The following is a 16,155-nucleotide window of genomic DNA, read 5'->3' as shown; positions in this document are numbered from 1 at the left end:
GTTCAGCAATTCCTTTGATCGTCAGATCTTTTTCATTCGAGTCTTTAAAAGTTGCACATACCTCTTCTGGAAAGAATCCGTAAAGGGATAGGATTCAATAAGATTTATTAGAATCGGTATCTTAGATTTAAATGCTTCCATCGTTTTTTCGAATACATTGGTTGGGAGGGTGATTGAATTTGCAAATTCTTCCCAGTCTTTTGTCGATATTTTATTTTTCTTCCCATTTAACGTTAAAGCCATTTCTTCCTTATCTTCCGGTAAAATCATATGCACCGAAAGTAAATCATAAGCTGGAGCAAGTCGAATCCGCCCATCCAGATCTGTCTGAATGGAAAAGTTTTTAAGATGCATATCTGAGTTTCCCGTTAAGTAAGAGAATAAAACCAATTCAAAAAAGCGAACTAGGTCAATACCGGGCGCCGTTGTATTGCTTCTAATCCAACGAGCGATGCTTTCGTAAGATCCCTTATATTTATCTTCTGTTAATCGCTCCGTCAATTGGCAAAAATCCTCTTGTGCCAATTTGATTCCATCTTTGCGATCAGATCTCTTTGTTAAATGACACAATTCGCCGGAAGCGAGTCGTATAAGAGAAGATGTAGCTACCTCAAATGAGAATTGTTTGGCCATGAGCATGGTTAGATGTTCGTTTTCAGGTAAGTTTGGATATTCGTCGGAAGGTGCTCTCAAAATATAATCGGTTTGAATGTGTACACGAGCAGGCTTTGCTTTATTTTCCCCTATGTCTTCAAGCGCAAGGGAAATTTTTGACTGCATACCAGTGAGCGAAATTCGCGAAGATAGATTTTTTTCCGCTATCTCTTTAAAATCTTCCAAACGAATGGAGAATTCGGGAACTTCCTCTTCACCAAATATCAAGTTTGCGCATATTGGATGAAATTCAGCCACACTTGGTTTGGTGCAGAACAGACAATGACTCATTTCTCATCTACCATGGCACGTAATAATTACTATTCTTTCTTTTCCCATAAATTTCCCAATTTTTACTTATTCAAAGACTATACCTTATTGGGTATAATTTACTTCTAATCAGTTGCCTCTATACCCGATCGGGACAGCTGCAATATATCTGAAAAACCGACTACACCTTCGAAATGAATGTAATCTAAAATTCTAATCATCTACCGTAAAATCAGGTGAATTCGCACAACGGGTTCCTTTTTCCATCCAATCAACTTGTAGCCGCACTCCAACGATTCCAATACACTTGAGCTGACCCCGTTAGATGTGAGGGAGTTTGGCAATCCTTTAGGCTGGCCCATGTTGTGGGTGAGACTTTGCCTTTGCTCCATTCCAAAAAAGAATCCCAGCTCTTTTGTAATCTATTATGTACCTCTAATGTACTCTTAAGAGGGGTGACAGAAATTACAGAGGCAGCATTGGATTTTGTTCCAGGTCTTCGTTGGATTTTTATCTCGTCCATTTCTTTGAGACTAGGATTTTTTTCCAAGGCTTGTTCTTTCTGAGGCGTTCCCAAAATTGGTGTTAGGAATCTTCTTCGGCCATCGAAGCCAGTTTGTTTTATGATCCCTTTCTTTTTTAGTTCTGCAATCAGTCTTGAGACCGTGTCACTTTTTAGGCCGATCACTTCTGCAAAGTAATTATTGGATGCAAAGCACCCGCCCTTTTCATGCAGAGATACAATCTCCGCGAGTAGTTTTGTTTGGCTGTGGGATAAGCGCAATCGTTCGATCCACACAGGAATCCAAATGCCTGTTCGGTTTGTTTTCATTTTTAGGTTCCAATCCCATCCGGACACGCCTTCGGCCAAAGCAGATGTTTATATTTTTTGCCGCACCTCACTCCCCTACTCTGCCGAAAGACATGCCTACGGCGTTGTAAAAAAGTTTGGCGTTAACTGGAACGTTTTGGATTCCAGATTTTCTTCTAAGCTGGCAATGTGAGAGAGCCAGAAGACGATCCGTGTCAGAAAGTCTTGGTACCGATGAAACGACAGAGGGAAAATTCTGTCAATTCCTAAAGAGACATATTTCTGATTATTTGCGTATTAGATTAGGAGGGGGAAATGAGTCGTTGGGGAATCTCTCACAATCCCCCAACGAAAAGAGAAGAAAATCTGGTTAGAGATTTGTATTCACAATATAGCAGGTACCGATTTTGGGTACCACTTTTTTTTATTTTCCTAGAGAAAAAAATTGGGCATTTATTTTAACTGCCCGTACAAAAACAGATCCCGTTTTTTAGGATCGTTTGGCCTTTTTGATCGCATCTTCAATTTCTTGCTTCCGGTATTGCAATTCGGTGATCTTTTGTTTCACTTTGTTTAGTTCAGCTTTGAGAGAATCAAGAGAAACGGATTTTGGTTTTGCCTTCTTGGGATTTGTGACCTTTAGTGGTCGGACAAACTCACGAAAATCTGCACGTGCAGGAAATTCACCGGTCTTTGTTTTTGTCGCAACGAGAAAGTTCAGCGCTTTTTGTCTTCCTGCTTTCTCGAGTGGCGCAAGTTCCGTAAATAGACTTGTTGGAATTTCACTCAATACATCTTGGTCTGGAAGCTTGGCACTTCCCTGCCCTTCTTTTAAGACTTCGGCATGTGTGATTTTCATTTTGATCCACTGGGCTGATTTGTTCAAACGCTTAGCCAATTGTTCATTGGTCTCATTATGACGTTTTTTCAATTCACTCAGTGACAAAGCTAAGTCTGCATCTCGCAAATCTTCTCTTTGTAGGTTTTCAATCAATTTGATCTCGGGAAGTTTGGATGGATCTAGTTGCTCTACATTTTTAATGATGGCGATGATCGTTTTTCTCTTTAATAAAAGATGAGCACGAAGCCGTCTTTCTCCGTTGATGAGCTCGTACTTGCCGTCCTTCTTTCTGACGACAATGGGTTGCAAAAGGCCATAAGCGGAGATGGACTCGGCAAGTTCCCTGATCGTAATATCATTGAATTGTTTTCTGGGATTTTCTTTGACTGTGATTTCTGAAACCGGAATATCGATGGTGTTGTGCTGGGTCGTGCCGTTTGTATTTAAAAATACGTTCGGACTTGCACTTCTTTCTCCTGCTCGGGAAAGAATGGATGATGGATCAAAATTCGATTTTCCTTTCATAATAACTCCAAGGTACGCTGGCGTACTTTATGCCAATTTATCTGCAAGGGCTTCAAACGATTTCCAGGGTGCAGACCCTTCTTGTAAAGGTTTGCCAGTCTCCGTTCGGTCCTTGATCCCGTCGTTTTTTAAGATCGGGTCAAAGATCTTTAGGTTTTTAATCCCGTTTAGTTTTTCCAAAAGATCAGACTGCTTCTGCGATGTGCCCCATTGAGAAGGTAAAATAAAAATGGATTTTTTCTTCGCAGTTGGATCAAATCTTTCTGCTTCTTCAATTTTTTTACGAACCTGAGCAACTGTTCTTACTGCCCATTTGGAAGGAGTCACGGGTATCAATACTACATGAGCTGGTAAATAGGAAGTGATGTTTTCTGCTGATCCAGATCCGGGTGTGTCTATGACAACGTAATCGTATTTAGTTTTTTGTAAGATGTTTTTCAGCCTAGGAATGATGGAAAAATCTTTCGAGGCTAGATGGCCAAGATCAGAGAGTTCGATGATCGCAGGGAGCACATCCACAGAGTGAGACTCTTTCACAGACTCTTCCAAAGTGGTCTCGGCGGTAAGAACAGTTAGTGAATTGCCAGAATCAAAAAACTCCACAGGTTCTTCTGCGAAAAAAAAGTCGGAAAGATCCGCTTGTGCGTCCATATCAACAGCAAGAGTTTTCCCGCGTCTAGAAAGTGCGAGTGCCAGATGGATCGCGGTCGTTGATTTGGAAGTTCCTCCTTTGATATTGGCAACAGTAATTATCTTCATTGAAAGTACAAAGAATCTCTGTACTAAATCTCGCAAGCACCTTTTTGTTTTTGAACAGAATTTCCTGGAGCGCGAAAAAGTACGCCGGCGTACCTGGGCTTCCGCTTAGATCGCTTGCGCAGGCCATTCAATCTTAAAGTTAAATTTCAAATCAAGTGTATCATCTGTTTTCTCATCATACCCCGAAAAGCATCGATAGGAAATTGCATCTCGATGGCAGTCATGGGCATACGGTTTAGTTCGCATATAATCGATGAGATGTCTGCTATATCTATCCCTCCTTGTTCAAGGATCATACCTTTGTAGTTCTTTGCGATATCATTCATGGAACCGAGAACGCTACGATTGGTCGCACCGCAGATCTGAAAATCCAGGGATTCTTTCTTGATTGCCTCGATCATTGGATCTGGGATTTCCTCATGCTTTAAGAGCTTAATTAGGTGCCTCCGAAAGAGGTCGGGTAGGTTTTGTATCTCAGCTTGTTTGGTCCCAGGAATCAGAAAATGAAGGAGAGTTTCTTCATTTGCGAAAAGTACACATTTCCGTCTGCCAATGGTGATTAAATTGGCATACCAAAAGTCTAGAAACGATCCTGATCTTCTGATGTTTTGACTATCGGATTTGAGTGATCTTAACTCTTTTCTAAGTTTAAAAGTACAATGGATGAGCATCGGGGAGTACGAATCCTAATTTGTAATCTGTTGGAGGCTCATGGAATTTGTATAGAAATATTTGGTCTTCTGGAGAAGATCGTTATGCGTTAGGCTGAATTGTTGGGCTCGGTAGCACCGTTTCGTAGGCTTCCGGTTAAGGAATCAGAGAAGGAGGAGCCAGTCGGTAAGGTTTTTTCGGGAGTAGGGGAGTTTTGTCCGAGCTTCATGCTAGGATGCTTGTATCCTCGTTATGTAAGGCGAATGTATATGCAGACTTTGAAAAAAATTATAAAAAACAATAAATTTATTCAATTTTTTGAGAACAAAATGGAACCCTCGGAGTCTAAGTGGGACATAGCGACCAGATGAAAAAGTCTAGGTCGCCCTAAAAACAAGTGTTAAGACTGTCGATGTTTCATCCTCAGTCTTTTTTATTTGGGGAGAGTTATATGAATCTTTTTTGGCAAAAGAAGAAAAAAGTAAAATTTGAATATGTGCCGAACACTGTGATTGGAGGTTATCCGAAGGGTGAGATCCCTCCTCGGTTTACTTCTCAGCCCATCGTCAAACGCCGCACACTTTCGCCTTTGTTTGCGGGGGCACTACGTATGATGGGAGATGGTGAGATCATTACCTTAGTCATCGGAACAGATGAAAGTATGACCAAAAATAACAAACATCCAGATGTCCTCGTCTGCTATTTTCGTAAGGTGGGGCGCTTAATTGTCCTAGGTATGGTAGATGATGACATAGCATGGGGAGCGCAACTACAACTCGCACTATTTGAGTGGAAGCTGTTGTTTCGGAAACAGTTCGATCGCATCCCTTTTTGGAATGAGTGGTTTAGGAGGATCTAATATGAGAAATTGGAGTGGACTCTGGAACGCGTGTTTTACTGTGATTCAAAAAAATGGAATTGTGGAAGGGATTCGGTTTTTATTTCCTTGGAAGCGAATCTATGACAATGATATGGAGATCGTGCTTTGGAAGAAGTTTTCTCCTGTATCTGAAAACGGAGTCTTTTCTTGGGAATGTAAGTGGGAGGAGTAAGCAATGTTCGGAATTGTAAAAATTTTCGTTATTCTATATTTTAAGGCAGTTGTGTTGCTAGGGATGTTTCTCTTACCTGCCGCATTTGCGATTCAATTTTGGACAGATCACAGTGTTCCCAAAAAAGAAAAAATGATAACTTACTCGGAGCCAGACCTTGTTTATTACGAACGCAAAGGTTGGTATCCTGGCAACCATATGATGCAATGTGGTTCTCAGGAAAAGTGTAAAGTATGGCAATCGGAGGCAACAAAGGGGCGTTATCAGACAAGGCATGGGATGATTTACAAATGCCGAGGAAGAATGTATCGAGATTTTGAAATTTCAAGTTACGATACCTGTGTTAAGTCGGTCGCGGGTAAGGTTAACTATCAATGCAAAATTTGGGAACCGTTTTGTATTTCGCCAAAAACAGGGATCTTAGTTTGGAATACACATTTTGATCCAGAAAACCCAGGTTTGTTGGTAGACCCACTTAAACCTTTTCCAGAGAAAAACATTTTGGAAGAGGAAGCTCTTTATGAGGAAATGCTTAATTCCAACACAGTTCTCAAAAATGCAAAGTGGCGGGGGTATAATCGTGTAACCGCCGGCATGATCTGGAGAAATTTTTGATTCCAGAAAAAATTGCGAACTTGGAACAAATTTGTCCCATACTTCAAGTACAAGTAAAATGATTAACATTGCTTAAATAGCAAGGATAACAAAATGAACTACCAACAGAGAGAGCCTAAAAATGAAGAAAAGTCCATCTTTAAGACAATTTGGAATCACCCACTTTACCGCCTCTATTTGATCATTTGCTTTATGCCTTTGTCTATGATCTATGTGATTGCATATCGAAACAAACTTTTTGGTCCGACAAGGATTTTCGGAATTGAAGTAGAGCCTGTTGGTCAGAGCAAATACGAGGGACTCATACCTGAGCGCAAAACACAAGTGGTATCGGCCTCTGTTAAATCTGAGGCCAATCTGACTCGTAAAACCCAGCAGAAGCGTAAAACGAAACCAACAAGAAAAATGCCGACCTACCAGGACAAGTTAGCCGAACTTCGGGCGATGCCTGGGATGGGATCAGTTGCCACACAATTGGAAGACCTTGTTGATTTCTTAGAAGTGCAAAAACGGAGGGAACGTGCTGGCTTTAAAGTGAGAGGTATCTCACTGCATACCATTTTTAAAGGGCCACCTGGAACAGGAAAAACGACAGTTGCACGCATCTATGGCGAGGTGTTAGGCATACTTGGAATTCTAAAAAGCGGCCACGTTGTTGAAGTCAGTCGGCCTGAACTGATTGGACGTTATGTTGGGGAAACGAGCGAAAAAACAAGTGAAGTGATCGATGATGCCTTAGACGGCGTTTTGTTTATAGATGAGGCATATTCCCTCACAAGATCGGGGAGTGATGGGGATTTCGGCCCGGAGGCGGTTGATTGTCTCATCAAACGGATGGAAGATGAGAGGGACAGGCTCGTTGTCATCATTGCAGGCTATGCAAAAGACATTGACAAGTTCCTACAAACTAACGAAGGTATGAAATCCAGATTTTCAAGGGAGCTCGTGTTTGAGCCGTATGACGCAGAGGCGTTGGTCGAGATTTTCCGATACATTGCCAGTGAAGCGGAATACACTTTACACCCTGACGTGATTCCTCGCCTTGCGCCCATCTTTGACAGAGAAAGACGCCAAACCGGATTTGGAAATGCACGTTTTGCGAGAACATACTTTGAGAAGGTGGTGCAAAATCATGCAAAGCGGATTGCAAAGTTGGTTAAGGTGAAGGATTTAGATTTGGAACAGATCTTAGTTGAGGATCTGGGGTAGGGAGGTGGATAGTAGGAGATTAGTAAGTTTATGACTAAGAAATCAATAGCCAGTAAACACTCTGCCAGGCAAAATCCAGCCTACGAGTCGGCACGGGCTGTCTACAAGGAGTATCTGTCATTTGATTTAACTTATGAAGAATATGCGAATCAGGATACGTTATTTAATAATCAGAATTTTATTCTTCTCGATAACGGGTTAAGTTTACCAGAAACACGATTTATTTCTCCCTTAATCGCTGCTCATTCTGGACGGCTTGTTGATTTAGATCGTGATCCAAGGTTTATTATTGTTGCGGATTCCTTCAAAGAAGATTTACGACTTACGCAGCTTTTAGGGAAGGAAAGGGCGTTAAACATAACTATAATTACTGTCGATGAATTTAGATCGATGTTACTAGCTGGAATCAGGCCGATTCATTTTGAAGATGATGGTGTTACAAACAAACATTCGGGCATGAAATTGATAGCAAAACATGGGTTTAAATGGCCGACTCTTAACTTGAATGTAAAATCAAAATATTATAATAATTCGGGACTTCCCCAGCTGAATCCAGAGTCCCTCCTGAAATCTCGGTATGGATATTCTGCAGATATGAAATCAAATAAATATGTAAGACAAGAAAAGCTTTCGCAAGCTGTCTGTGATATCGATTTAGGTCTTCGAGACGTCGCCTATCATCTACAGTTTTTGGTTTTATATGGAAACAATAATCATAAAATGCAGAACTCAATCAAAAAGTGGATTGAGGATCTAGAATGGCTAAAAATGAACTATTTTGATCGAGAAATCGCAATTGAATTTGGCTTTTTAGATCCGAATAAGGAGGACGAGTTTTTAGATCTATTAGGAAGGTTTGTGCGCGAAAAATCGTTTCCCGAGTTGAGTCGTGGGCTCATTTTTCTACTTAGCAGATGAACGTACGAGACTACTCTTGAAAGATTTATTGAAGAATAAAGTATGCTAATTCGAGCTAAGTTTTTGTCTACCGGTGGATTGTTTTCGTATGGCGCGTCTGGCAGTCTCTCTGAAATACTCAATTTTTACAGCCATAAAATGAAATACGAAAAATACAAACTTTCATTTTCCGTAAATCGAGTCTTTTTGAACGAGTCTGTCAGTATTGCGAATCTCTATTTAAAATTAAAGGATTGGGAAGAGGTAGCATTAGAGGTCTCGAAACAAAATCTCTTGCAAACTCGGATGCAATCTTCTTCAAAAAGACTGTCACGAGAGATTTTAGGAAGGCTAATTACATTTGATATGACGGAACTTGAATTTCTTGCAGAGGCGTCATCCATCGACCAAAAGTATCTTCTTTGGATCGCGATTTGTAGAAGGTACTCTCTGATTGGAGAGTTTAGCACTGAGGTTTTGCGTGAGAAGTTTCTGGCATTAAACCTTCGTTTAACATATGCAGATTTTGATGCCTTTGTGTTTGCAAAAGCCGTCTTTCATCCTGAGTTAGATTTTCTACAAGAGACTACGCGTAAAAAAATCAGGCAAGTTTTATTTAGTTTGATGCGAGAGGTTGGCCTTTTGACAGAAAAAGGAAATATCATTCCCGCGCAACCTTCTCAGCAATTTGCGAAATTTATGTTCGGTAGAAAGGCAAACGAAGTGATGTATTTCCCGATTTTCGAATCTGATGTTAAGGCAATGGTTCTATGAGCATTAAATTACAAGAAAAATTCAATCATCTATTGGCGGTTATTTCGAGCGAAAGGTTTCTCAAAATGCAAGGTCTAGGCAATGAGATACCATTTTATATTTGCCCATTCAATCAAAATGAATTTTCAGGTATGGGACTCCTTCAAAAGCAGTTGTTAAATAGTCTTCAGTCTACCGGAATTGCCGTTTTGGAGGTCAACTTATATGATCTCTCCATTGAGATTCTTAAAGAAAGAGAGATTTTGAATCAAATATTTGAAGTTGAAGAAACGATCTCAAAGGATCAACTGAAAGAACTCTTGCAGGGAGTTTTAGATTCTGAAACGAATCTGATCCCTGCCATCGCGAAAAAAATTCAAAATGTCGAGTATCAAGTGTTATTTTTGACTGGAGTAGGGGAAGTCTTTCCTTACATTAGATCGCATAACGTTTTAAATAACTTGCAAAGTACGGCAAAGGAAAAGCCAACAGTTATGTTTTTCCCTGGAAACTACACCCATTCGGTAGAGAGTGGAGCTTCCTTAGATTTGTTTGGAAAGCTCCATGATGATAAATACTATAGAGCATTTAATATATTTCACTGCGAAATTTAGGAGAGAAGATAACGATGGCTATTACATTACAAAATATTTTTGAGAAGCCCGTCGATCGGCCCATTGAAGGTGTAATCAAGGCAGATGATCAGGCAAGCCTTCGGACAGAAATTGATGAATACATCCTCACCAATCAGGTTGAGCAACGATTGGAAGATTTTTTGGATGCATACATTGATCCAAAGGTCGCAAACGGTGTGTGGATCTCCGGATTTTTCGGATCGGGGAAATCGCACCTTCTGAAGATGCTAGCTCTACTCTTGGAAAATAGGGAAATAGAGAATCAAAAAACGGGGGATATATTTCTCAGTAAAGTTAAGGATAACGAAATTTTGCGCGCAAGCATCCAGCGAGCTGTTGCGATTCCTTCGAAAAGCATTCTCTTTAATATAGATCAAAAAGCAGATGTGATCAGCAAAACACAAACAGACGCCTTGCTTGCTGTTTTCGTCAAAGTGTTTGATGAAATGTTTGGTTATTATGGCAAACAAAGTTATATTGCTCAGTTTGAACGGGACTTAGATGAAAAAGGTTTGTATGAAAAGTTTCAAACATCCTTTGGAAAATTTTCTAAATTTACTTGGGTTAAGGGACGTGAACAATCATTATTAGAAGTCAATAATATTGCCAAAGCATATGCCGATGTCACTGGCGAAAGTGAAACCTTAGCACATGGAATATTAGAAAAATACCGAACGCAATTTAAGCTATCAATCGAGGATTTTGCAGAGAATGTAAAACGATATTTAGATAAACAACCATCAAATTTTAGATTAAATTTCTTTGTTGATGAAGTGGGTCAATACATTGCAGAAAATAAAAAATTAATGACCAACTTGCAGACGATTGCTGAAAGCCTTGCTACAAAATGCCGCGGTAGAGCTTGGATTTTGGTAACAGCCCAAGAGGACATGGCGACTGTCGTTGGCGATATGACGACGAATCAGAGTAACGATTTTTCAAAAATTCAGGCCAGATTTGCAAGCAGGCTGAAGCTAACGAGTGCGAATGTGGAAGTCGTGATCCAAAAGCGACTTCTTCTCAAAAATGAAAAAGGGATTCGGGAGCTCGCTGATATCTATAAGGAGGAGGTAAATAATCTTAAAACGCTTTTTGATTTTGCTGATTCCTCTCGTGAATATCCTAATTTCACCGATAAGGACAACTTCATCCATTGTTATCCATTTATTCCTTACCAATTTCAGTTATTTCAAAGTGCCATCCAAGAGTTATCGCTTCACAATGCTTTTGAAGGAAAACATAGCTCAGTTGGTGAACGTTCTATGCTTGGAGTATTCCAGCAAGTTGCGATTCGAATCTCCAAAAACAGTCTGGGCCAATTGGCAACGTTTGATTTGATGTTTGAGGGGATTCGAACATCTTTAAAATCAAATATACAAAGAGCCATCATACAAGCGGAGAAAGACTTGGGTTCTACTTTTGCAGTCAGTGTCTTAAAAACTCTTTTTTTAGTTAAGTATGTAAAAGAATTCAAGCCGACCATTCGAAATATTTGTGTACTTATGATTTCGGAATTCAAGATGGATCTTCCTAAACATAAAAAAAATGTAGAGGAAGCGCTAAGCATCTTAGAGCAACAAACTTACATTCAACGCACGGGTGAGCTCTTTGAGTTCCTTACGGATGAGGAAAAAGATGTAGAAGAAGAGATCAAGAGCACCGATGTAGATACGACAGATATTTCACAAGAGATGGAAAAAATAATTTTCGATCAAATCATTAAAAATAAGAAGATCCGCTATTCATTGAATGGCCAAGATTATCCATATTCGAGAAAGTTAGATGATAAAGTGCATGGCCGTGAATTTGAACTCGCGATTCATGTGATCAGTCCATTCAATGAAAATGCCAATAATGAAAATGTGCTCATCCTTCAGAATAGTGGTAAAGATGAGCTTCTCGTACTCATGCCAACTGATGACCGCATTGTGCGTGATCTGATGATGTATAAGAGAACTGAAAAATATGTGAGACAAAATATTTCGAAAACGCAAGCAGAGACAGTGAAACGAATCCTCAATGATAAAGCTCATCAGAATCAAGATAGATACCGAGACATTGAGGCACGTTTGAAAGTCTTACTTGGGAAAGCAAAACTTGCCGTTGCAGGAACGGTCTTTGATGTTTCTTCAGAAGATGGACAGGCAAGAATCACGAAAGGATTTGATCATTTGATCTCAAAAGCATATCCCAATCTCCGAATGCTCCGTTCCATTGAATACAAAGAGGAAACGATTAAGTCGGTATTTTCATCTGCCAATCGGAATTTGGAATCGGAGTCTCATCTGCATGAGTCGGAACAAGAACTACTTTCTCAAATTAAACTCAATCATGCAAGCGGAGTCAGAACAACTTTAAAATCTCTCATTGAAAAATTTGAAAAAAAGCCATATGGATGGAGTCAGGCGGCAGTGATTGTAACCCTCGCCGAAATTTGTGTCAGAGGAAAAATTGACGTACGCCAAGATTCCAATTCATTAGAAGATTCCGCCTTAGAGAAAGCCCTGCTGAATTCCCATGGATATAGCAATCTGATACTTGATCCTTTGGTAGAGGTGACTGGTTCTCAGTTGAAGTCATTGAAAAGTTTTTACCATGACTTCTTTGATAAACCAGCAGTCAGCAGTGACGCAAAAGCTCTTGCAAAGGACACAAGTGTTGCTATGCAAAGTTTAGCCACAGACGTTGAAGGTATAGTAAAAACAACTTCACAATATCCATTCCATCCTTTGCTTGTATCTGCAGCGTCAAAGATCAAGGAGGTGTCGATCAAGCCTTCTTCCTGGTACATAACAGATCTATCCTCTGCGGAAAATGAGTTGTTAGATCTCAAAGAAAAGGTTCTGACGCCTATCAAAACTTTTTTGAATGGTTCCCAAAAAGGGATTTTTGATTCAGCTATTTCCTTTCTAAAATCGAATGAACCAAATTTTACCGATTTAAAAGCACCTGAAGTGAAACTGTTATCGGATCTGATTAACGATCAGGAGTGTTTTAAGGGAAATAAAATCCAATTGATCAAAACAAACCTAGATGTTCTCCAAGATACTTTAAAAGTTCGCCTCGCTCAGGAATTTACCAAAGCAAACGGCTTTGTTACGGAGCTGAAAGACAAACTAACACATCTGGAAGACTTTGCGAAAGTGGGAGAAGAAAAAAAGAAAGCGGCAGAGGCTAAATTCTCAGAATTCGCTAAATCGCTAGAGGGAATTTCGCTCATTCCCGTGATACGGGATTCGGTTCGAAAGTTTGAAGAGTATGACTTCCAGTCCATTATTAATTCAATGCTTTCAGGTGCGGAAACTGGAGCGTCAACACCGCAAATCGTGATCAAAAATATCCGTTCCCTTCCTTTTTCTTTCCCGAAGGCGATTCTATCTCTTGAATCTGACGTGGATGAGTATCTGCAAGTGATGAAGGCATCACTCATGACTGAAATTGGAAAAGGCAACAAGGTGCAAATTTAAACTATGGACACCTCCAAACTCAAAAACTTCGCTCAGTTAGCACGCCGAAGCCTGATGGACCAAGTGAAGACAAAACTGAAATTAGTTTTGTCCAAAGATAGTCTTGCAAGAAGAGAAAATCCGGAAGCGGTCAAAACATTGGAAGAAAAGATCGCCTTGTCGAATGAGGCATCTCTCATTGAGGCTGTCGCCTATACCTGGTTCAATCGATTTTGTGCCCTCCGCTTTATGGATGTGAATGGATACAATCGAATTCGGATCATCTCCCCGGCAGATGAAGGCCAATTCCAACCAGAAATTTTAGCGGAAGCCAAGGCGGGTCATATCGATGCCGAGATGGTGGCCGAACCGATCAGAAAGAATATCTTATCTCTACTTGCTGGCACGACAACGAGTCGCGACCCACAGCAAGAAGCCTATAGATTGTTAATTGTAGCGGCCTGTAACGATTTCCACCGAGCGATGCCCTTTCTCTTTGAGCGAATTGCTGACTATACAGAGCTCTTGATGCCAGAGGATTTGCTTTCTGGTAATAGTATCCTTGCTTATACACGTGAGGCGATGACACCTGAGGCGTGCCAAGATGTGGAGGTGATCGGTTGGTTGTATCAGTTTTATATTTCTGAAAAGAAAGATGCCGTGATGGCGCGCAAAAGTGCCGTGCCAACAGAAGATATTCCTGCGGTTACCCAACTTTTTACTCCTCACTGGATAGTGCGTTATCTTGTTGAAAACTCGCTCGGTAGGCTGTGGCTCTTAAACCATCCCAGTTCTAAACTCCGTGAACATATGCCGTACTACATCGAAGGCGATTCGGAGACTGATTTTCTCAAAGTTTCCAAACCAGAAGAGATCCGTTTGCTTGATCCTGCTGTGGGTAGCGGTCATATGCTCACCTATGCATTTGATTTGTTGTATCTGATTTACGAAGAAACTGGTGCAGAGCCAAGCGAAATCCCAGAAAAGATCCTCACCTATAACTTGTATGGTGTAGAGATAGATCAGCGTGCCGGAGAACTTGCCGCATTTGCTTTAACAATGAAGGCCCGGGCAAAGCAGCGGCGTTTTTTTACAAAAGCCATCAAACCAAATATCTGTGTGCTAGAAAACGTTAAGTTTGCAGAAAAAGAACTTCGTGAGTACATCAAAGCGCTCAATCTCGACGACCTCTTTAATCAGCCCGTAATACAGCTGCTCCACCAGTTCGAGGAGGCGAAGAACTTCGGCTCGCTCATCCAGCCGTGCCTCGACAAACAGGCAATAACGGACGCCCGCCACGCCATCGAGGCGAAGGACCTTAGCGGTCAACTTTTCTTACGCGAAACACACTTGAAGGTTCTGCGTGTTCTCGAGCAAGCAGAGATACTCACTCAACGGTATCACGTCGTCGTAGCGAATCCGCCGTATATGGGGAGTGGGTTCTTCATTACAATCGTCAAGGAGTTCATTGCAAAGAATTATTCGCCTGGTCGATACGACCTATACGCAGCCTTCATCCAGAGAAACATTTTACTGGTTCTGAAACGAGGTTTCGTGGCGATGATAACGATGCCAAACTGGATATTTTTAGGTTCTGACTCTTTCGTAAGATTGAGGAAAACACTGCTTTTTGAAACGCATATTTCCTCCTTGGTTCACGCAGGTAGAGGCGTCTGGGGTGCAGACTTTGGAAGCGTCTCATTCGTCCTGCACAGCGTGGCAGATTCTAAAACCCATGGAACATTTAAGAGACTTTTCACCAATACAAGTGAGGTAACTTCCAACGAAGTTCTTAGTCGCCGTTTTTTTGATCGAGAAACATATCCTTCGTATTCCTGTGTTTCAGAAGATTTCCTACACATTCCTGATTACATCATTGCATATTGGCTTTCGGATAAATGTCGAAAGCACTTTAATTTACTGCCTCCATTGGGCTCAGAGATTACATCAAGGGAGGGTATGGCAACCGGGAACAACAGTCTCTTTCTTCGCAAATGGAATGAGGTTTCTTTAAGTCGGATTTGCTTCACTCAAACTGGTTCTCCTGAAGAAATGCAATCTCTTGGCAGGTGGTTTCCGTACAATAAAGGCGGGGACTATCGAAAATGGTACGGCAACAATGAGCTGGTAGTGGATTGGGAAAATAACGGGGTTCGAGTAAGGACATATCAGGACGAGGAAACGGGGCGTATTCGCTCACACAACTACAATGGGGATTATGCTTTTCGTGCCGGTATTACTTGGTCAGCACTTAGCATAAGTCGGATATCCGTTAGACATTCAGATGAGGGATTTCTTTTCGATTCTAAGGGAGCAAAAGCATTCGCCAGCAAGAATACGGATTACTACATGGCATTGATAAATAGTGCCATTGGTGAGGAGTTCCTGAAAGCCTTATCACCTGGTGTAGATTTCAAAGTCGGCGATATCATTAAGATTCCATTGATTGAAGAATTAGAGTTGTCCTCAAAAGTCTCAGAAAGGACTTTTCAAGCCGTTTCACTCGCTCGTACCGATTGGGACAACTTCGAGACCTCTTGGGATTTCCGCGACTTGCCCTTACTTCGGCCTGGGCTCAAAGGTGGGACGCTATCGGCCAGTTGGCAGAACTGGGAGAGACATTGCACTTCCGCCATACGCATGATGCAGGAGTTGGAGACAGAGAACAACCGACTTTTCATTGCCGCCTACGAACTCGAAGGCGAGTTGCAACCCGAAGTGCCAGAGGAACAAATCACACTTGCTCGCGCTGAACTAGCAAAGGATATGCGCGACTTTATTTCTTACTCTGTTGGCTGTATGTTCGGACGCTATTCCCTCGATGAACCTGGGCTCATCCTTGCAAATGCAGGAGATACAATTGAAGACTATCTTAAAAGGGTTCCTAAAACAAGCTTCCACGCCGATGACGACAATGTGATTCCAGTGTTAGACGGAGATTGGTTTTCGGATGATATAGCCGGTCGGTTTCGAGAGTTTTTAAAGGTCACCTTTGGGCAGGAACTTTTGGAAGAAAACCTTCGTTTTATCGAAACCG

14 protein-coding genes are annotated in these 16,155 nt (G+C 41.2%); 9 read left to right on the top strand and 5 right to left on the bottom strand.

Annotated elements, in window-relative coordinates:
• Nucleotides 1-21: 21 nt before the first annotated feature.
• The 5 genes from EHQ58_RS10085 to EHQ58_RS10065 all read right to left on the bottom strand — a co-directional run bounded on the left by EHQ58_RS10085 (nt 22) and on the right by EHQ58_RS10065 (nt 4,531).
• Nucleotides 22-945, bottom strand: a complete 924-nt coding sequence (locus EHQ58_RS10085) for a HipA domain-containing protein (protein ID WP_135623780.1) — start codon at nt 943-945, stop codon at nt 22-24.
• 250 nt (nt 946-1,195) lie between these two features.
• Nucleotides 1,196-1,756, bottom strand: coding sequence for a helix-turn-helix domain-containing protein (locus EHQ58_RS10080; RefSeq protein ID WP_135623779.1), 561 nt, complete (start codon nt 1,754-1,756; stop codon nt 1,196-1,198).
• A 469-nt stretch (nt 1,757-2,225) separates the two neighbouring features.
• On the bottom strand, nt 2,226-3,101 hold the full coding sequence (locus tag EHQ58_RS10075; protein WP_135623778.1) for a ParB/RepB/Spo0J family partition protein: 876 nt from the start codon (nt 3,099-3,101) through the stop codon (nt 2,226-2,228).
• Nucleotides 3,102-3,128: 27 nt separating this feature from the next.
• On the bottom strand, nt 3,129-3,860 hold the full coding sequence (locus EHQ58_RS10070; RefSeq protein ID WP_135623777.1) for a ParA family protein: 732 nt from the start codon (nt 3,858-3,860) through the stop codon (nt 3,129-3,131).
• Between the two features lie 146 nt (nt 3,861-4,006).
• The gene (locus EHQ58_RS10065; RefSeq protein WP_135623776.1) at nt 4,007-4,531 is read right to left on the bottom strand and encodes a DUF6933 domain-containing protein; all 525 of its coding nucleotides are present in this window, start codon (nt 4,529-4,531) and stop codon (nt 4,007-4,009) included.
• Nucleotides 4,532-4,962: 431 nt separating this feature from the next.
• On the opposite strand from EHQ58_RS10065, the gene EHQ58_RS10060 reads away from it, so the two are divergent.
• The 9 genes from EHQ58_RS10060 to pglX form a co-directional block, all read left to right on the top strand.
• The gene (locus EHQ58_RS10060) at nt 4,963-5,370 is read left to right on the top strand and encodes a hypothetical protein (RefSeq protein ID WP_135623775.1); all 408 of its coding nucleotides are present in this window, start codon (nt 4,963-4,965) and stop codon (nt 5,368-5,370) included.
• 1 nt (nt 5,371) lies between these two features.
• Nucleotides 5,372-5,563, top strand: coding sequence for a hypothetical protein (locus EHQ58_RS10055; protein ID WP_135623774.1), 192 nt, complete (start codon nt 5,372-5,374; stop codon nt 5,561-5,563).
• A 3-nt stretch (nt 5,564-5,566) separates the two neighbouring features.
• Nucleotides 5,567-6,178, top strand: coding sequence for a hypothetical protein (locus tag EHQ58_RS10050; protein WP_135623773.1), 612 nt, complete (start codon nt 5,567-5,569; stop codon nt 6,176-6,178).
• A gap of 93 nt (nt 6,179-6,271) precedes the next feature.
• Nucleotides 6,272-7,387, top strand: coding sequence for an AAA family ATPase (locus tag EHQ58_RS10045; protein WP_135623772.1), 1,116 nt, complete (start codon nt 6,272-6,274; stop codon nt 7,385-7,387).
• 30 nt (nt 7,388-7,417) lie between these two features.
• Nucleotides 7,418-8,305 carry a hypothetical protein gene (locus EHQ58_RS10040; protein ID WP_135623771.1) on the top strand — a complete coding sequence of 296 codons (888 nt, stop codon included), beginning with the start codon at nt 7,418-7,420 and terminating at the stop codon, nt 8,303-8,305.
• 138 nt (nt 8,306-8,443) lie between these two features.
• On the top strand, nt 8,444-9,058 hold the full coding sequence (locus EHQ58_RS10035) for a DUF1819 family protein (RefSeq protein WP_167883593.1): 615 nt from the start codon (nt 8,444-8,446) through the stop codon (nt 9,056-9,058).
• Nucleotides 9,055-9,651, top strand: coding sequence for a DUF1788 domain-containing protein (locus EHQ58_RS10030; protein WP_135623769.1), 597 nt, complete (start codon nt 9,055-9,057; stop codon nt 9,649-9,651). Before EHQ58_RS10035 ends, EHQ58_RS10030 begins: the two co-directional genes overlap by 4 nt.
• Before the next feature lie 14 nt (nt 9,652-9,665).
• On the top strand, nt 9,666-13,139 hold the full coding sequence (gene brxC / locus EHQ58_RS10025) for a BREX system P-loop protein BrxC (protein ID WP_210412803.1): 3,474 nt from the start codon (nt 9,666-9,668) through the stop codon (nt 13,137-13,139).
• A gap of 3 nt (nt 13,140-13,142) precedes the next feature.
• Nucleotides 13,143-16,155 (top strand): BREX-1 system adenine-specific DNA-methyltransferase PglX (pglX, locus tag EHQ58_RS10020; RefSeq protein WP_135623768.1); only part of this gene is annotated, 3,013 nt, incomplete at its 3' end.

Origin of the sequence: Leptospira ognonensis, from assembly GCF_004770745.1 — a bacterium.
Lineage (GTDB): Bacteria > Spirochaetota > Leptospiria > Leptospirales > Leptospiraceae > Leptospira_A > Leptospira_A ognonensis.
Note: the sequence above shows the minus strand (reverse complement) of the source record. Positions and strands in the feature narration are given on the sequence as shown.